The sequence below is a fragment of the Caballeronia catudaia genome, assembly GCF_001544755.2.
GTDB lineage: Bacteria > Pseudomonadota > Gammaproteobacteria > Burkholderiales > Burkholderiaceae > Caballeronia > Caballeronia catudaia.
On sequence record NZ_FCOF02000001.1, the window covers coordinates 54635 to 72044 of the forward strand.

At 61.1% G+C, this 17410-nt stretch carries 16 protein-coding genes; all 16 read right to left on the minus strand.

Going from position 1 to position 17410, the window contains the following annotated elements:
* Nucleotides 1–33: 33 nt before the first annotated feature.
* The gene (atpA, locus tag AWB75_RS00225; RefSeq protein ID WP_061122080.1) at nt 34–1575 is read right to left on the minus strand and encodes a F0F1 ATP synthase subunit alpha; all 1542 of its coding nucleotides are present in this window, start codon (nt 1573–1575) and stop codon (nt 34–36) included.
* Between the two features lie 56 nt (nt 1576–1631).
* The gene (locus tag AWB75_RS00230) at nt 1632–2186 is read right to left on the minus strand and encodes a F0F1 ATP synthase subunit delta (protein ID WP_061122081.1); all 555 of its coding nucleotides are present in this window, start codon (nt 2184–2186) and stop codon (nt 1632–1634) included.
* A 2-nt stretch (nt 2187–2188) separates the two neighbouring features.
* Nucleotides 2189–2659, minus strand: coding sequence for a F0F1 ATP synthase subunit B (locus AWB75_RS00235; protein WP_061122082.1), 471 nt, complete (start codon nt 2657–2659; stop codon nt 2189–2191).
* A 136-nt stretch (nt 2660–2795) separates the two neighbouring features.
* Nucleotides 2796–3065 carry a F0F1 ATP synthase subunit C gene (atpE, locus tag AWB75_RS00240; RefSeq protein ID WP_007180033.1) on the minus strand — a complete coding sequence of 90 codons (270 nt, stop codon included), beginning with the start codon at nt 3063–3065 and terminating at the stop codon, nt 2796–2798.
* An 87-nt stretch (nt 3066–3152) separates the two neighbouring features.
* On the minus strand, nt 3153–4004 hold the full coding sequence (atpB, locus tag AWB75_RS00245) for a F0F1 ATP synthase subunit A (protein ID WP_061122083.1): 852 nt from the start codon (nt 4002–4004) through the stop codon (nt 3153–3155).
* 176 nt (nt 4005–4180) lie between these two features.
* Nucleotides 4181–4726: an ATP synthase subunit I gene (locus AWB75_RS00250; protein WP_087086429.1), complete on the minus strand. Its 546-nt coding sequence runs from the start codon at nt 4724–4726 to the stop codon at nt 4181–4183.
* Between the two features lie 211 nt (nt 4727–4937).
* Entirely contained in the window at nt 4938–6074 is a 1137-nt protein-coding gene (locus AWB75_RS00255) for an SLC13 family permease (RefSeq protein WP_061122085.1), read from the minus strand.
* A 12-nt stretch (nt 6075–6086) separates the two neighbouring features.
* Nucleotides 6087–6989, minus strand: a complete 903-nt coding sequence (locus AWB75_RS00260) for a ParB/RepB/Spo0J family partition protein (protein WP_061122086.1) — start codon at nt 6987–6989, stop codon at nt 6087–6089.
* 45 nt (nt 6990–7034) lie between these two features.
* Nucleotides 7035–7814: a ParA family protein gene (locus AWB75_RS00265; protein ID WP_061122087.1), complete on the minus strand. Its 780-nt coding sequence runs from the start codon at nt 7812–7814 to the stop codon at nt 7035–7037.
* Between the two features lie 77 nt (nt 7815–7891).
* Nucleotides 7892–8557 carry a 16S rRNA (guanine(527)-N(7))-methyltransferase RsmG gene (rsmG, locus tag AWB75_RS00270; protein ID WP_061122088.1) on the minus strand — a complete coding sequence of 222 codons (666 nt, stop codon included), beginning with the start codon at nt 8555–8557 and terminating at the stop codon, nt 7892–7894.
* On the minus strand, nt 8554–10521 hold the full coding sequence (gene mnmG, locus AWB75_RS00275; protein WP_061122089.1) for a tRNA uridine-5-carboxymethylaminomethyl(34) synthesis enzyme MnmG: 1968 nt from the start codon (nt 10519–10521) through the stop codon (nt 8554–8556). Before mnmG ends, rsmG begins: the two co-directional genes overlap by 4 nt.
* Before the next feature lie 156 nt (nt 10522–10677).
* A complete protein-coding gene (locus tag AWB75_RS00280; protein WP_061122090.1) occupies nt 10678–11445 on the minus strand; it encodes an ABC transporter ATP-binding protein in 768 nt (255 codons plus the stop codon).
* Complete coding sequence (locus tag AWB75_RS00285; protein WP_061122091.1) at nt 11445–13217, minus strand: branched-chain amino acid ABC transporter ATP-binding protein/permease; 1773 nt, start codon at nt 13215–13217, stop codon at nt 11445–11447. The genes AWB75_RS00280 and AWB75_RS00285 overlap by 1 nt, the downstream gene beginning before the upstream one ends.
* Nucleotides 13218–13221: 4 nt before the next feature.
* Entirely contained in the window at nt 13222–14277 is a 1056-nt protein-coding gene (locus tag AWB75_RS00290; RefSeq protein ID WP_061122092.1) for a branched-chain amino acid ABC transporter permease, read from the minus strand.
* Nucleotides 14278–14377: 100 nt separating this feature from the next.
* Nucleotides 14378–15550: an ABC transporter substrate-binding protein gene (locus tag AWB75_RS00295; protein ID WP_061122093.1), complete on the minus strand. Its 1173-nt coding sequence runs from the start codon at nt 15548–15550 to the stop codon at nt 14378–14380.
* A 290-nt stretch (nt 15551–15840) separates the two neighbouring features.
* The gene (locus tag AWB75_RS00300; RefSeq protein ID WP_061122094.1) at nt 15841–17028 is read right to left on the minus strand and encodes an ABC transporter substrate-binding protein; all 1188 of its coding nucleotides are present in this window, start codon (nt 17026–17028) and stop codon (nt 15841–15843) included.
* Nucleotides 17029–17410 lie beyond the last annotated feature (382 nt).

A 17410-nucleotide genomic window follows, 5' to 3' on the forward strand; every position in this document is an offset into this window, starting at 1 on the left:
CTTTGAACGCCGCGCGATGCCTCTCTATCCCGATCAATAAGCGCCCGACTTCTTGAAGTCCTTCAGCGCGGCATGCAGTGCGCCTTCGTCGTCCTTCGACAAGTCTTTGTTGTCTTCGATGCGCTTAATCAGATCGCCGTGGCTCGTCTTCAGGAATTCGCGCATGCCCTTTTCGAACGGCAGCACTTGCGAGACTTCGAGGTCGTCGAGGTAACCGTTGTTGGCCGCGAACAGCGCAACCGACAGTTCCCACACTTGCAGCGGCTGATACTGCGGCTGCTTCAGCAGTTCCGTCACGCGGCGGCCGCGCTCGAGTTGCTTGCGGGTGGCTTCGTCGAGGTCCGATGCGAACTGTGCGAATGCCGCCAGTTCACGATACTGCGCGAGGTCGGTACGGATGCCGCCCGACAGCTTCTTCACGACCTTGGTCTGAGCCGCACCACCGACGCGCGACACCGATACACCCGCGTTGATCGCGGGGCGGATGCCGGCGTTGAACAGGTCGGTTTCAAGGAAGATCTGGCCGTCGGTAATCGAGATCACGTTCGTCGGAACGAACGCGGTCACGTCGCCGGCTTGCGTTTCGATGACGGGCAGGGCCGTCAGCGAGCCGCTCTTGCCCTTCACTTCGCCGTTCGTGAACTTCTCGACGTACTCTTCCGAGACGCGAGCCGCGCGCTCGAGCAGACGCGAATGCAAATAGAACACGTCACCCGGATACGCTTCACGGCCCGGCGGACGGCGCAGCAGCAGCGAAATCTGGCGATACGCCCATGCTTGCTTGGTCAAGTCGTCATAGACGATCAGCGCATCTTGACCGCGATCGCGGAAATATTCGCCCATTGTGCAGCCGGCGTACGGCGCGAGATATTGCATCGCTGCCGATTCCGAAGCCGAAGCCGCCACGACGATGGTGTAAGCCATCGCGCCGGTTTCTTCGAGCTTGCGCACCACATTCATGATCGACGAAGCCTTCTGGCCGATCGCGACGTAGATACAGATGAGGTCCTTGCCCTTCTGGTTGATGATCGCGTCGACGGCCACCGCGGTCTTGCCGCACTGACGGTCGCCGATGATCAGCTCACGCTGGCCGCGGCCGATCGGCACCATCGAGTCGATCGACTTCAGCCCCGTTTGCACCGGCTGCGACACCGACTTACGCCAGATCACGCCCGGAGCGATCTTTTCGATTGCGTCCGTTGCCTTCGCGTTGATCGGGCCCTTGCCGTCGATCGGGTTGCCGAGCGCATCGACCACGCGGCCGATAAGTTCCGGACCGACCGGCACTTCGAGAATGCGGCCCGTCGTCTTGACGATGTCGCCTTCCGAGATGTGCTCGTACTCACCGAGAATAACGGCGCCGACCGAGTCACGCTCGAGGTTCAGCGCGAGGCCGAAGGTGTTGCCCGGGAATTCGAGCATTTCGCCCTGCATCACGTCCGACAGGCCGTGGATACGCACGATACCGTCGGTCACGGAGATCACGGTGCCCTGGTTGCGAACGTCCGCGCTCGCTTCAAGGCCCTGGATCCGGCTCTTGATCAGCTCGCTGATCTCAGAGGGATTGAGTTGCATTATTCGCTCCTGATAGTCAATTCTGTTGCGTGCCAGCTATGCGCTTCCAAGAAGCGTCAGGCGGTCAGAGCCGTCTGCATGCTGGCGAGGCGCGCGCGGACCGAGGTATCGAGCACTTCGTCGCCGACCGTCACGCGAACGCCGCCGATCAGCGACTGATCGACGGAAACGATCGGTTTCAGCTTGCGCTTGAACTTGCGTTCGAGGCTTGCAACGAGGTCGTTCAACTGTTCGCCTTCGAGGGGAAACGCGCTCACGATGTGAGCGTCGGCAGCACCTTCACGGGCGTTCTTCAGCTCGTCGAACTGAACGGCGATCTCCGGCAGCAGCGGCAGGCGATGGTTCTCGACCAGCATGCCGACGAAGTTCTTCGCCTGCGCATGTCCGGGCAAACCCGTCTGCGCGAGCGGCGACTTCACTGCGGCGAGCAGGAGATCGACGATTTGCTGACGGTTCACCTTCGGGCTCGAAGCGACCGATTCCACTTCGGGCAGACGCGCAACCTGTGCCAGCTCCTCGACGAAGGTGGACCAACCCGCGAGATCGCCGGTTTCGGCCACGCGGAACAGCGCTTCTGCGTAAGGACGAGCGATGGTTGCAAGTTCGGCCATGATCAGAGCTCGGTTTTGAGTTGATTCAGCAGATCGGCATGAGCCTTCTGATCGACTTCGCGCTTCAGAATCTGCTCGGCGCCTTTGACAGCTAGCGCCGCGACTTCGGCACGCAGCGATTCGCGAGCCTTCACGACTTGCTGGTCGGCGTCGGCCTTGGCCTGCGCGACGATGCGCGCGGCTTCGGCTTGCGCGTTAGCCTTGATTTCTTCTGCGACGGCGGCAGCGCGCTTTTCAGCGTCGGCGATACGTTGCTGGCCGTCGTTGCGTGCTTGGGCGAGCTCCTGGTCGACGCGCTTGTGCGCTGCTTCGAGTTCCGCTTTGCCCTTGTCGGCGGCGGCGAGGCCGTCGGCTATCTTTTTCGAGCGCTCGTCGAGGGCGTTGATCAACGGCGGCCACACGAACTTCATCGTGAACCACGCGAGGATCAGAAACACGACCATTTGCGCAAACAGGGTTGCGTTGAGATTCACGGTGTTTCCTTAAACGTTGCTTGGTCGGAGGTGAAACGGTTAAAAGGCGCTCATCGGCTTGTTGAGCTCGATCAGCGCCTCACCCGTTCCGTTCAGCGTCCTGTTCAAAAGATCAGGCGCAAACTTCCGAGGAACCTCAGCCTGCGAGCTTCGAGAGCAGCGGGTTCGCGAACGCAAACAGCATTGCCACACCAACGCCGATCAGGAACGCCGCATCGATCAGACCAGCCAGCAGGAACATCTTGGTCTGCAGCGGGTTCATCAGTTCCGGCTGGCGGGCGCATGCTTCAATGTACTTGCCGCCCATCAGACCGATACCGATACAGGCGCCGATTGCACCCAGGCCGATGATGATGCCGATACCGATGGCGGTCAGACCTTGGATGTTGGCGATGAAAGCTTGCATGATCACTCCTTTGATTAAAGACTTTGGAACTGGATTTATAAAAACGAAAACTTGGAACTCGAACGATTCCGGAACTGCCGCGAGGCGTTAGTGCGAGTCATGCGCCTGGCCGAGGTACACCAGCGTCAGCATCATGAAAATGAACGCCTGCAGCAGCACGATCAGAATGTGGAAGATCGCCCAAACCGTGCCCGCGATGATATGGCCGATGAAACCGAGCACCGATGTGTCCGCACCGAACGTCCACATGCTGCCCAGAAGGGCGATGAGGAGGAACAGCAGTTCGCCGGCGTACATGTTGCCGAAAAGCCGCATGCCGAGCGAAACCGTCTTGGCGACGAACTCGATGATGTTCAGCGCGAGGTTCGGAATCCACAGGAGCGGATGCGCGCCGAACGGAGCGGACAGCAGTTCATGCACGAAGCCGCCGGCGCCCTTGATCTTGAAGTTGTAGTAGATCATCAGCACGAACACGCCGAGCGCGATGCCGATGGTGCCGTTCAGGTCGGCCGTCGGCACGATGCGATGATGCGGAAGCACGTTTTCGAGACCGAGCCAGCCGATGATGCGGCCAGGAAGATCCACAGGGATGAAGTCGAGCGAGTTCATCAGGGCGACCCAGACGAACACGGTCAGTGCGAGCGGAGCGATGAAGCGGCGGCTGCCGTGGATCATCGACTTCGACTGGTCTTCGACCATCTCGACCAGCATTTCGATTGCGCACTGAAAACGGCCGGGGACGCCGGACGTCGCCTTGCGTGCGGCAAGACCGAGAATGAAAATGGTGAGGACGCCACACACGATCGACCAGAACAGCGTGTCGAGATTCCAGACGTGGATATCGAAGATCGACGTCTGCGCGTGCGTGGAAAGATTCTGCAAGTGGTGCGCAATGTACTCGGACGGATCCAGAGCGTGCGTTCCTTCGCTAGCTGCCATATCGTTAAAGCCACCCAAATTGTCAAAAATCTTTCGCCGCCTGCGCGTCCGAGCCGGCGCTTCGCGCTGCAGCTCCGGACCGCGCGGCCCGCGTGCGGAACATGATCCGCACCTGTTCATTCGTGATGCTACTTACAACCCGTGCCGCAGGCACTTACCTGGGGCGTCAAGAATTGTCACCGCAGCGCCATTGCAACCCAGTAAGTCTTCAGGGCGACGATGTACGTAACGAGCAGCGGCAGCCACAACGCGCTCTTGTACCAGTACGCGACCGCCACGAACATAGCAATCGTCGCTCCCATCTTGAGCGCCTCGCCGATCATCCAGCTCATGATCGTCTCCGCGCCGCTCTTCGCCCTCAGGCGCGCGGCGAACAAAGCGCTCGGCGCCCAGCAGATTGCGCCACCCAGGAACGCGGACAGCGCAGCATCGCCCGGCGGCTTGTAGAACAGCCACCACAAGAGCGTCGCACCCAGGGACAAAACCATTTGCGCTGCCACCACCCGATACGGCGTGACACGCGATGGACGACTCACATCGGGGCCAAACAGCTTCTCTGCCTGATCCCGCGTGAGCGGAACGATATTGTTATCTTGCGCCTCGGCGTCCCACGACTCGCTCGACGAACTGCGCGGCTGATTTCCGGAGGCCTTCGCGTTACCGGTTGCGTGAGCGTCCGGCGCTCGATTTTCCTCTCGCACCGTCTTCAAACCTTCAACCAAAAGTCCGGGGAAATCACCTTGCGCTTTCGCGGCGCTTTCGAGGTGGCGTAGCTGATAAATCCGGGCGATTGTAAGCGATTGTTGTCACGGATTCAATAGTTTAGGTGTGTCAAAAGCCAAGCAGACGAACCTTAAAAAATGATCTCGAAAGCGAGACTTTTCTTGCAATTGCAAGGAGATTCTCAACTGATGGCAGAGGCTTCGCGGGACGTCAGACGAGCGCCCAACCGATAATCATCGCCACGATCCAGAACGGGATCGACACGATGTGGAACGGGATCCACATGCCCCTTTCACCCGACAGCCGCACCGCGATGAGGTTGGCCAGCGAACCGATCGCCAGGCCGAAACCGCCGACGCTCACGCCGAACGCGAGCGCGCGCCAATCTTTGGAGAACTCCGCGAGGACGATCGCCGCCGGCACGTTGCTGATCCCTTGCGAAAGCACCGCGCCGGCCACATACGCGCGCACCGGCGTGCCGATGCCGAGATGCGCGATCGCCGAGTGGATCGACGGCAACGCGGCGGCGCTGCGCAACACGATGAACATCATCACGAAGACGAGCAGCAGCAGCCAGTCGATCTTGAACACGACTTCGCGACGCCACAGCAGGAACACGAGCGCCAGCGCCGCGAGCGCGGGGCCGGCGTGATGCGCATCGGCGAGCGCGACGAATATTGCGAATGCAAGGGCGCTCACACCACACAACACGCGATCGACGCGATGTTCTTCGACATCGCCCGAAAGGTCGAGAGGCGCGGCGCGAAACATGGCGAACGTCACGAGCCCGAGGAGCGCCATCAATGCGGCGCACAGCGGCAGCAGGGCCCATACGAAGGCGGGAAACCCGACGCCGCTCGTCTGCCATAGAAAGAGGTTCTGCGGATTGCCGAGCGGCGTCAGAACCGAACCCGCGTTCACCGCGAGCGCGATCACGATGACGAGCCGCTTGATCGGCAGCGGCGCAAGCTTGTGCAACGACAGCGCCAGCGGCACGACGGCGAAGAGCGCGACATCGTTGGTGAGCACCGTCGACAGGCCCGCTGCCAGCGCGACAAGAAGGAGCGCGAGCGTGCGCTCGCCGTGGATGTGATGCACGAGCCGATGCGCGGCCCACATCAGGAATCCTGATAATTCGATCGCCTTGGTCAGGATCAGCAATCCGGCGAGCGTAAGCACCGTTTGCCAGTCGACGAGACCCGGCAGCGACATCCACGGCCGCGGATGCGCGATCTGCAGCACGATGAGCGCGACGACGAGAATCGCGAGGACCGGCTCTTTGGAGACGGCTCGCCACAGTCGCGCAAAACGCTCGGTCCGCGCGCGATTGATGTTGTATTCGGACAAGTGATGCGCGGGTCAGGCTGCGGGCGTCGGCGTTTCGATGCTGCCGCGCAGCTTCGTAAGGATGCCTTCGAGCGCGTCGAGATTGCCAAAATCGATCATCACCTTGCCGCGCCCTCTTCCGCCGAGCTTGATCTTGACATTCGCCGCGAGCAAATCCGACAGTTCTTCTTCCAGGCGGCGCGTATCGCGGCCGCCGTCGTTCGCGACACGCGCCTTGGTCGCGGGCGCTTCCTTGGTCGTCGCGGCGACGAGCCGTTCGGTTTCACGCACCGACAAACGGCGATTCACGACATGGTTGGCGAGCTGGATCTGCGTCGCCGCATCGACGGCCAGCAGCGCGCGCGCGTGGCCCATGTCGAGATCGCCGGCGAGCAGCATCGTTTGCACGGGCGTAGCAAGGTTCAAAAGACGCAGCAGGTTCGATACGGCGCTGCGCGAGCGTCCGACCGACTCGGCCGCCTGCTCATGGGTGAAGCTGAATTCGTCGAGCAGACGCTGGATGCCCTGCGCCTCTTCCAGCGGATTCAAATCCTCGCGCTGGATATTTTCGATCAGCGCCATCGCGGCGGCGGCCTGATCTGGCACGTTTTTTACGAGCACCGGCACTTCATCAAGTCCGGCGAGGCGAGCGGCGCGGAAACGTCGCTCGCCCGCGATAATCTCGTAGTGGTCGTCGCCGACTGAGCGCACGAGGATCGGCTGCATCAGACCCTGCGCGCGGATGCTCGCGGCGAGCTCCTGAAGCGCGCCTTCGTCCATGCGAGTGCGGGGTTGGTACTTACCGGCCTGCAATTTATCGAGCGACAGCACCGAAGGCAGGCCCTCGCCGCGCACGGCTTCCGTAATATCGACGCTGCCGCCGAGCAATGCATCCAGGCCACGGCCCAGACCCTTCTTCTTCATTACAGCGCTCATTTCGGTTCCTCCGTCGGCGTTCTCTGCCGCATCGAATGGGTTGGCTTAGCTGACCTCGAGCGCGCGCACACGCTCCATCATCTCAGTGCCGAATTGGATGTAAGCCTGCGCACCGCGCGACGACTTGTCGAACACGACGCCGGGCAGCCCGTAGCTCGGCGCCTCGGCAAGGCGCACGTTGCGGGGAATAACGACGTCGAACAGCTTGCTGCCGAAGTGTTCCTTCAGTTGATCCGACACTTGTTGCTGCAAGGTGATTCGCGGGTCGAACATCACTCGCAACAGGCCGATGACCTTGAGATCGCGATTCAGATTCGCGTGGACTTGCTTGATGGTGTTCACGAGATCCGAAAGGCCTTCGAGCGCGAAGTATTCGCACTGCATCGGGATGACTACGCCATGCGCCGCGCACAACGCGTTGAGCGTCAGCAGCGAGAGTGCTGGCGGACAATCGATCAGGACGAAGTCATAGTCATCGACTACCTCGGCGACTGCGGCGCGGAGAATGCGCTCGCGATTTTCCATCTCCACGAGCTCGACCTCGGCGCCCGCGAGTTCGCGATTTGCCGGGAGCACATCGTATTCGACTGCCGATGGACGCACACGTGCCTCGCGCAGCGTGACGCCATCGACGAGCACTTCGTAGACGGTGTTCTCGCACGCCGACTTGTCGATGCCGCTGCCCATCGTCGCATTGCCCTGCGGGTCCAGGTCGATCAGCAGGACGCGTTGACCTAGCCCCGCGAGGCTCGCCGCGAGATTGACCGCTGTCGTGGTCTTTCCAACGCCGCCCTTCTGATTTGCGACGCAGAAGATTTTTGCCATCGTTTAGTGTCCTCGTTATCTCGCTGTCAGAAGATCAGCGTGCCTGGAATGCCGGATGGAAACCGTGCGGCGGACCGTCAATCTGGCGCAACGGCAATCTCGACGAGATGCCGCTCGGCGTCGAGCATCGGCACCATCAGACGCTCGATGCCAAGCACCGTCGCGCCCTCCGGCAGGCGTGCGGCTTCGGCGTTGGGCTTTACGCCCTTCATCGCCAGAATCCGTCCGTCGTTCGAAACCAGATGACGCGAAAGTGTAACGAAATCGGAGAGCTCTGCGAATGCGCGCGACACGATTACATCGAATTTTTCTGGCACCTCGATGCCCGGACGCAAATTTTCGACGCGACCGGTCACAACTGCCAGATTGCCCAGACCTAGTTGCACTTTCGCCTGCGACTGGAAAGCCGTTTTCTTATGAACGATATCGTTCAACGTGACACTCAATTCCGGCAGAGCGATGGCCAAGACGATGCCAGGCAACCCGCCTCCTGAGCCCACATCCAGCGCAGTCTTCGGCTTTCGCGCCGATACTGCCGGCACGATCGCGAGCGAATCCAGAATGTGCTGAATGACCATCTGCCGAGGATCGCGTATCGCCGTCAGGTTGTAGACGCCGTTCCACTTCCCAAGCAGCGCAACATAATCGAGCAGCTTTTGCGTCTGCGAGACCGTCAGCGCAAGCCCGAGTTCGGCGACGCCCTTATCGAGCGTCGTCGTCAGGGATTGATTGCGCTCCGTCATTGAACCGCCGTGGTGGTGTTACCTGTTGCCGAATCATCGCTGGCCGAATTGCGCCCACGGCGACCCGCGCCGCGCTTCAGATGAACCATCAGCAGCGAGATCGCGGCTGGCGTAATTCCCGAAATACGCGACGCTTGCCCAATCGTTTCAGGGCGATGTTGGATCAGCTTCTGACGTGCCTCGAAGGACAAGCCGCGAACGTCGTTATAGTCAAGGCTCTCGGGCAAGCGCGTGTTTTCCTGCGCGCCATTTCGCACGATTTCGTCCGCTTGTCGGTCGATATAGCCTTGATACTTCACGCCGATCTCTATCTGTTCCGTGATCTGTTCCAACAGCACTCGATCTTCTGCGAGCGGCGCGTCGGGACCGCACGCACCCTCACGCAACGCGCAGATTCCATCGTACGAAACGCCGGGGCGCCGCAGGAGATCTGCCAGGCTATATTCGTGGTCGATGGGCTTGCCGAGCAACGCCGTCGCCTCCTCGGCGGACAGCGTCTTGGGATTCACCCAAGTCGAGCGGAGACGCTGTGTTTCACGTGAAACAGCGTCACGCTTGCGGCTGAACGCGTCCCAACGCACGTCACCAACGATGCCCAACTCACGCCCGATCTCAGTCAGACGCATATCGGCGTTGTCTTCACGCAGCGAAAGACGATACTCGGCGCGGCTCGTAAACATCCGATACGGCTCGGACACGCCACGCGTCACCAGATCGTCGACGAGCACACCCAGATAAGCCTGATCGCGACGCGGCGACCACGCGCCCTTACCTTGAACCTGCAAACCAGCGTTGATACCCGCGAGAAGGCCCTGGGCTGCTGCTTCTTCGTAACCTGTCGTCCCGTTGATCTGACCGGCAAAGAACAGACCGTTGATCGCTTTCGTTTCAAGCGACGCCTTGAGCGCGCGTGGATCGAAGTAGTCGTACTCGATCGCATAGCCAGGACGAAGGATATGAGCGTGCTCGAGACCCTGCATCGAACGGACAAGTTCGAGCTGGACATCGAACGGGAGACTCGTCGAGATGCCGTTCGGATAGAACTCGTTCGTTGTCAGGCCTTCCGGCTCAAGGAAGATCTGATGCGCGTCCTTCGACGCAAAACGATGAATCTTGTCCTCGATCGACGGGCAATAGCGCGGCCCCACCCCCTCGATCACACCCGTGTACATGGGCGAGCGATCCAGGCCCGAACGGATGATGTCGTGCGTCTGCGCGTTCGTATGCGTGACCCAGCACGGCAACTGACGCGGATGCTGCTCTACTCGCCCGAGAAATGAGAACACCGGGATCGGATCAAGGTCGCCCGGCTGTTCTTCAAGCTTCGAGAAATCGATGGTGCGGCCATCGATCCGCGGTGGCGTGCCTGTCTTGAGCCGGCCTTGAGGAAGCTTCAGTTCCTTCAGTCGCGCAGAAAGCGACACCGCGGCCGGATCGCCCGCGCGTCCGCCGACGTAGTTATTCAGCCCGACGTGAATTTTGCCGTCCAGGAAGGTACCCGCCGTAAGGACAACAGCGCGCGCCCGAAAGCGTAGACCGACCTGCGTGACAGCGCCGACGACGCGATCGCCCTCGACCATCAAATCATCGACGGCCTGCTGGAAAAGCCACAAATTCGACTGATTCTCCAGACGATGACGGATGGCCTGCTTGTAAAGCAGCCGATCTGCCTGCGCGCGCGTCGCCCGCACGGCCGGTCCTTTCGAGGAGTTCAGAATGCGGAACTGGATACCGGATTCGTCGGTAGCGGCAGCCATCGCCCCGCCGAGCGCATCGACTTCTTTGACGAGATGGCCTTTGCCGATTCCGCCGATCGACGGATTGCAGCTCATCTGCCCCAACGTCTCGATGTTGTGGGTCAAAAGTAGCGTTTTGCAGCCCATCCGCGCCGAGGCAAGCCCGGCCTCAGTGCCCGCGTGACCGCCGCCGACGACGATCACATCAAATTCTGTGGGATAAAGCATTGGGATTTCGCGTGCGAACGACACGAACCTGAAGAGAGAATAGCTTTGAATTATAACGGTTTCTTCCCTCTCTCGAATTCGGCCGATCGGCTAATGGCGAAAAAATGGCGTGTTTCACGTGAAACACGCCATCGCTGAACGCCATCCGCGCCGAATTTAAGCGCTCTTTTTCGTTAGACCAAGATAGGTTTCGATCACCTGCGGATTGTGTTGGAGCGCGTCCGCATTGCCTTCCAGAGCAAACTCGCCCGTTTCAAGCACGTAGCCGTAATCGGAAATCTGCAAAGCGGCACGCGCATTCTGCTCGATCAGCAGCGTGGCGACGCCCGTTTGGCGAAGCGCGCTGATGATGTGAAAAATCTCCTTCACGATCAGCGGTGCCAGACCTAGACTCGGTTCATCGAGCATGAGCAACTGCGGCTTCCCCATCAGCGCACGGCCGACGGCAAGCATCTGACGCTCACCGCCAGAGAGCGTGCCGGCCGCTTGCTTCCGCCGCTCTTTCAGCCGAGGGAACAACTCGAAGACGTGATCGAGTTGATCGAGAAAATTCCGTTCTCCCGCTCTCCTTCGCCGATAGGCGCCGAGCACGAGATTGTCCTCGACCGCCATCGTCGCGAACAACTCGCGCTTCTCCGGTACGAGGCACATTCCACGTGAGACGCGACGTTCAATCGCCAGCGCGGAGACATCCTCGCCGAGATAGCGCACGAGGCCCTTTGCGTGTCCCGTCTGCGGCAACGCGCCCATGATCGCGTTCAGCAGGGTCGACTTACCGGCGCCATTCGGCCCGATCACCGAAACGATTTTCCCCGCTCCGACCGTAAGCTTCCCGTCGTGCAACGCTTCGACCTTGCCGTAGCGCACCGACAAGCCTTGAACCTGCAAGATCGGGTCTCGCACCGCGTTCGATTCGTTTGCCATCATTCCACCCCGCCCAGATATGCTTCAAGAACCGCCGGATCTTTCTGGACGTCTGTTGGCAATCCTTCCGCGATCTTCGTGCCGAATTCCATCACGACGAGCCGATCCGTGAGATTCATCACGAAATCCATGTCGTGCTCGACCAGCAAAATGCTCATACCCTCCGCACGAAGCTTCCGCAGCAAATCGGCGAGCTGCACCTTTTCCTGATAGCGCAAGCCCGCGGCCGGTTCGTCGAGCAGCAGCAACGTTGGATCGCAGCACAGCGCACGCGCGATTTCGAGAATCCGCTGCTGACCAAGCGCAAGACTGCCCGCCTCGCTGTAGATGTGTTTTTCCAGACCGACGCGAGTGATCTGCTTCGCCGCCTCCGCCATCAACCGCGCTTCCTCCGGCGCATTCAGGCGGGCGATGCTCCGCCATACACCCGTAGTGCCCCGCAAATGCGCGCCGATCGCAACGTTCTCCAGCACGGTCATGCCGGGGAGCATTTTGACGTGCTGAAACGTCCGCCCGATGCCGCGCTTCACGATTTCACGTGAAGTGAGCTTCTCGATGCGCTCACCGTGAAAGCTGATCGCGCCACTGGTTGCCTGGAGGACGCCGGTCACGAGATTGAACGTCGTCGACTTACCCGCGCCGTTCGGCCCGATCAGTCCGATAATCTCGCCCGCTTTCACCTCGAAACTGACGTCGTTCACCGCGACGAGTCCGCCGAACTGCTTCCGCGCCTTATCAACAACGAGCAAGCGCTCGCCGGTCGCAGGTTTGCTGCGCTGCGGCAAAGCCTCGCCGTGATCCGATACGTGAGCACGCGGCCCACGCGGGAAAATTCGTGCGACGAACGGCCACACACCCTGCCTTGCGTATTGCAGCAAAAGCACCATCAAGACGCCGAAAACGATAATCTCAAAATTGCCGTTTGCGCCGAGCAGCTTCGGCAACAGCGTCTGGAGATAGTCCTGCAGGACCGTGAGAATCGTTGCGCCGAGAATCGCGCCCCACACATGCGAAACCCCGCCGACCACCGCCATGAACAGGAACTCGATGCCGTGATTCAGGCCGAAAGGCGTCGGATTCACCGCTCGCTGCAAGTGCGCATATAAAAAGCCCGAAACAGCCGCCAGAACCGCCGCATAGATGAAGATGACCACGCGCATCCAGGCAGTGTTCACGCCCATCGCTTCGGCCATCGTGCCACCGCCGCGTAGCGCGCGAATGGCACGCCCCGGCCGGCTGTTAAGCAGATTTTGAACAGACACCACCGCGAGCAGCACCACGACCCAGATCAGGTAGTAAATGCTGCGGCCCGATTCAAGCTCCCAGCCGAACAGATTGAGCACTGGAATGCCATTGATGCCGTCGTACTTGCCGAGCAGTTCCATGTTGCCGAACAGGTAGAAGAGCGACAGGCCCCACGCAATCGTCCCGAGCGGCAGGAAGTGTCCGGAGAGACGCATCGTGACGAGCCCAAGCAAGAGCGCGATGAACGCGGTCAAGACGACGCCCGCTATCAGCGCAAGCCACGGTGAGACGCCGTAGCGCGTCGTCAGGAAGGCCGTCGCATAAGCGCCCACGCCCACGAACGCGGCCTGTCCGAAGCTCGTCATGCCGCCGATGCCCGTCAGCAACACGAGCCCGATCGCCACGATCGAATATAGGCCGATGTAGTTCAGCAGCGTGATCCAGTACTCGGGCACGGCGACCGGCCCCGGCAGCACGGGCAACGCGAAGACGATCAGCAGGAAGATCCAGAAAGAACGGAATTTCATCGGCTTACTCCTCGTCTTCATCGGAATGCGGGCTCGCGAGACTTCGCCACAGCAAGACCGGAATGATCAGCGTGAAGACGATCACCTCCTTATAAGCGCTCGCCCAGAAGGACGAATACGATTCGAGCAGACCGACCAGCAGCGATCCCGCCGCCGCGAGCGGATAGCTCACGAGACCACCGACGATGGCGCCCACGAATCCCTTCAGACCGATCAGAAATCCCGAGTCGTAGTAGATGGTCGTGATCGGCGCCACGAGCACGCCGCACAGCGCGCCGAGGCCGGCGGCGAGCGTGAACGCGAGACGCCCCGCCTGCGTCGTGCCGATGCCAACCAGCCGCGCGCCCAGCCGGTTCACCGACGTCGCGCGCAATGCCTTCCCGGAAATGGAGCGATCGAAATAGAAGTACAGCGCGACGATCAGCACGACCGCTGTGCCGACGACCCACAGGCTCTGCCCTGAAACCGACACGTCGCCGAGATTGAAGGTGGCGTCGGAGAACGCGGTCGTACGCGAGCCTTCCGCGCCGAACATGACGAGCCCGAGGCCGACCATCGCGAAGTGCACCGCTACCGCGACGATCAGGAGCAAGAGCGTGCTCGCCTCCGCGATCGGCTCATAGGCGAGCCGATAGACGAACGGGCCCATCGGCACGACGATCAGCAGCGTGAGCGCGATCTGCGCGATCATCGGCAAAGGCTGCGTGGAAACCGCCTGCGTAATGCCCCAAACCGCCACGGGAAACAGAAGATACTTGCCTGCAAGCACCGCGAGAAAACGGCCGATCTGATGATATCGCGTGGGATGCCGCACAATGCCAGCGACTTCGGCGACGAAGCAGCCCGCGCCCATCGCGATGAGCAGATAGCAGGTCGCCGGCAACTTCTGCGTTTGCAACGCGGCCAGCGTGAGCGCGCCGTACGCGACGAACTCGCCCTGCGGAATGAAAATGACGCGTGTCACGGAGAACACGAGCACCAGAGCGAGCGCGAGCAAGGCGTAGATCGCACCCGTGGTGATCCCGTCCTGCGCGAGGATCGCCGCAATCGATAAGTCCATACTTCCTCTTCGAAGCTTCTTGTGAAACATGGTCAAACGGCGCGCCGTTGCCGGTGCGCCGTTTGTCTTGAAAATAAGCCGATAAAACGTCTTGCGCCGTTTAGTCGTTCAAAAGCTTCCACTTCCCGTCGACGATCTGCACCATCACGCGCGCGCGAGTATCGAAGCCGTTGTGATCGTTCGGCGTCGTGTTCATGATGCCGTGCGACACCGGCAGATCCTTCAGGTTTTCCAGCGCGGCGCGCAACGCCTCGCGGAACTCCGGCGTGCCCGGCTGGCCTTTCTTGAGCGCTTCGGGAATCGCGCGCTGAAGCATCTGGCCGGCGTCCCACGCGTGCCCGCCGAAGGTCGAAAGCGAACCCGCACCGAAAGCCTTCTCGTACGCGTCCTTGTACGCCGCAGACGACTTCTTCACCGGATTGCTCTCCGGCAACTGCTCGGTCACGAGCACCGGACCCGCGGGCAGAATCTCGCCCTCGCAATCCTTGCCGCACACGCGCAGGAAGTCGTTATTCGCGACGCCGTGCGTCTGATACACCTTGCCCTTGTAGCCGCGCTCCTTCAGCGCCTTTGCCGGCAGCGCGGACGGCGTGCCCGCGCCCGCGATCAGCACCGCGTCCGGGTTCGCGCCCATCGTCTTCAGCACCTGGCCGGTCACGGACGTGTCCGTGCGGTTATAGCGTTCGTTCGTGACGATCTTCAGCTTGTGCGCGCTCGCCGCCGTGTTGAAGACGTTGTACCAGCCGTCGCCGTAGGCATCCGCGAAGCCGATGAAGCCCACCGTCTTCACGCCGTGCTTCTCCATGTAGCTCGCGATGGCGTCGGCCATCAGCGCGTCGTTCTGCGGCGTCTTGAAGACCCACGCCTTCTTCGCGTCCATCGGCGAGATGATCGCGGCCGATGCGGCCATCGAGATCATCGGCGTCTTGGCGGCGGCGACCGGATCGATCATCGCGAGTGAGTTCGGCGTGACCGTCGAGCCGACGATCGCATCGACATGATCTTCGTCGATCAGCTTGCGCGTGTTCTGCACGGCGCGGCTCGTGTCCGATCCGTCATCGAGCACGATCCATTCGACCGACTTCCCGCCAATTTCCTTCGGCAACAGCGTGACGGTATTTTTCTCGGGAATCCCGAGCGATGCCGCCGGCCCCGTCGCCGAGAGCGTCACGCCGATCTTCACTTGCGCGAACGCCGCGCCCGCGCCTGCGAACATGCTGCCTGCGACGGCGAACGCGATGCCCGTCCTGATCCATGCCTTCTTCGTTTTCATTGCTTGTCTCCAAACGCGACTTGCTTGTTTTGCCAACACGCACCCGTGCGGTGCGCTGCTGCGAGCTGTTATCGATGCGAGCCCCCGAAGCCAGATCGAAAGGCCGCCCCAATCTATGTACCGCGTTACTGCGTGCCAAGGGTGGATTTCCCTGACTGTTGCGCGGCTGCATGCGAGGGTTCGCGCCCTCTTCTTTCGCCGCCGTTCTCTCACTGCACAGCACAGAAAAAAAGGCGCGTTATCTTGCGACGCGCCTTTGTTCTCCGAATCAGTTCACATGCGTTTTGCCGTCAGTTGCCCGAGAGCTTCCACTTGCCGCCGACGATCTCCACCATCACGCGCGCGCGCTGGTCGAGTCCTGCGTGATCGTTGGGGCTCATGTTGAAAATGCCGTGCGACGCGGGCAGATTCTTCGTCTCTTCGATAGCCGTGCGCAGCGCGTCGCGGAACGCCGCCGTGCCGGGCTGGCCCTTCTTCAGCGCGACGGGAATCGCGCGTTGCAGAATGAGACCCGCGTCCCACGCGTGACCGCCGAACGTCGACACCGAGCCCGCGCCATACGCGCCATACGCGCCTTCGTACGCCTTCTTGTACGTGAGCGCGGCCTGCTTCGCGGGATTGCTGTCGGGCAACTGCTCCGCGACCAGGAGCGGTCCCGCGGGCAGGAACGTGCCTTCGCAATCCTTGCCGCACACGCGCAGGAAGTCGTTATTGGCGACGCCGTGCGTCTGATAGATCTTGCCTTTGTAGCCGCGCTCCTTGAGCGTCTTCTGCGGCAGCGCCGCCGGCGTGCCCGCGCCCGCGATCAGCACCGCGTCCGCGTTCCGCGACATCATCTTGAGCACCTGGCCCGTAACCGATGCATCGTTGCGCGCGAAGCGCTCGTTCGCGACGACCTTCAGCTTCGCCAGATCAGCGGCTTTGCCGAACTCCTTGAACCAGCTCTCGCCGTAAGCATCGGAAAAGCCGATGAACGCGACCGTCTTCACACCGTGATTCGACATGTGCTGCGCGATCGCGGTCGCCATGAGGATGTCGTTCTGCGGCGTCTTGAAGACCCATGCGCGCTTGCTATCCATCGGCTCGACGATGCTCGCGGCCGCGGCCATCGAGATCATCGGCGTGTGCGTTTCGGCGGCGATGTCGATCATCGCGAGCGAATTGGGCACGACGGTCGAGCCGACGAGCGCATCGACGTGATCCTCGCTCGTCAGCTTGCGCGCGTTTTTCACGGCCTGAGTGGAATCCGTGGCGTCGTCGAGGACGATGTACTCCACCTTCTGCCCCGCGACTTCCTTCGGCAGCAGTGCGATCGTGTTTTTTTCCGGAATGCCGAGCGACGCCGCCGGACCCGTCGCCGAGACCGTCACGCCGATTTTCACGTCCGCCCAAACCTGATTGCTGAATGCCGCCGAGAAACTGACACACATACCCGCGACGGCCATTGCGACCGCCTTACCGCGTAAAGCCAACTTCATTGATTTGCGCCCCGTAAATCGTGTTTCTGCGTAATGGACTGCTTGCGAAAATGCCCGCGATTCGCGTCTGATCCGCACCCCAAGGCGAATCGCCGACCAGCGGGTCGGGAAATGCAGTTTAGCGGACTGAAGCGCCGTGCAGCAAGCGTTTTGAAGGGTTTCCGATGCGTGTCGGCATTGCTTTGTGCGTGCCTTCGCACTGCGGCGACTCGAATCCCGACACCCTCGGGAAAACCCCGCTTAAAATGCGCCGCGGGGTTATTCGTATAATCGCGACGGGCAATAAAAAAAGCGCTGTTGGACTCATCCAACAGCGCTTTTCGGTCGGGCACTTTGTGCCTCATGTCTCCTCGTTCTCCACCTCAAAAATCTGGGTGCAACA

Excerpts from the sequence above, each read along its gene's own strand:
- atpA (WP_061122080.1), bottom strand. The coding sequence starts at position 1,575 with ATGCAACTCAATCCCTCTGAGATCAGCGAGCTGATCAAGAGCCGGATC.
- AWB75_RS00230 (WP_061122081.1), bottom strand. The coding sequence starts at position 2,186 with ATGGCCGAACTTGCAACCATCGCTCGTCCTTACGCAGAAGCGCTGTTC.
- atpE (WP_007180033.1), bottom strand. The coding sequence starts at position 3,065 with ATGCAAGCTTTCATCGCCAACATCCAAGGTCTGACCGCCATCGGTATC.
- atpB (WP_061122083.1), bottom strand. The coding sequence starts at position 4,004 with ATGGCAGCTAGCGAAGGAACGCACGCTCTGGATCCGTCCGAGTACATT.
- AWB75_RS00260 (WP_061122086.1), bottom strand. The coding sequence starts at position 6,989 with ATGAGCGCTGTAATGAAGAAGAAGGGTCTGGGCCGTGGCCTGGATGCA.
- AWB75_RS00265 (WP_061122087.1), bottom strand. The coding sequence starts at position 7,814 with ATGGCAAAAATCTTCTGCGTCGCAAATCAGAAGGGCGGCGTTGGAAAG.
- rsmG (WP_061122088.1), bottom strand. The coding sequence starts at position 8,557 with ATGACGGAGCGCAATCAATCCCTGACGACGACGCTCGATAAGGGCGTC.
- mnmG (WP_061122089.1), bottom strand. The coding sequence starts at position 10,521 with ATGCTTTATCCCACAGAATTTGATGTGATCGTCGTCGGCGGCGGTCAC.
- AWB75_RS00280 (WP_061122090.1), bottom strand. The coding sequence starts at position 11,445 with ATGGCAAACGAATCGAACGCGGTGCGAGACCCGATCTTGCAGGTTCAA.
- AWB75_RS00285 (WP_061122091.1), bottom strand. The coding sequence starts at position 13,217 with ATGAAATTCCGTTCTTTCTGGATCTTCCTGCTGATCGTCTTCGCGTTG.
- AWB75_RS00290 (WP_061122092.1), bottom strand. The coding sequence starts at position 14,277 with ATGGACTTATCGATTGCGGCGATCCTCGCGCAGGACGGGATCACCACG.
- AWB75_RS00295 (WP_061122093.1), bottom strand. The coding sequence starts at position 15,550 with ATGAAAACGAAGAAGGCATGGATCAGGACGGGCATCGCGTTCGCCGTC.
- AWB75_RS00300 (WP_061122094.1), bottom strand. The coding sequence starts at position 17,028 with ATGAAGTTGGCTTTACGCGGTAAGGCGGTCGCAATGGCCGTCGCGGGT.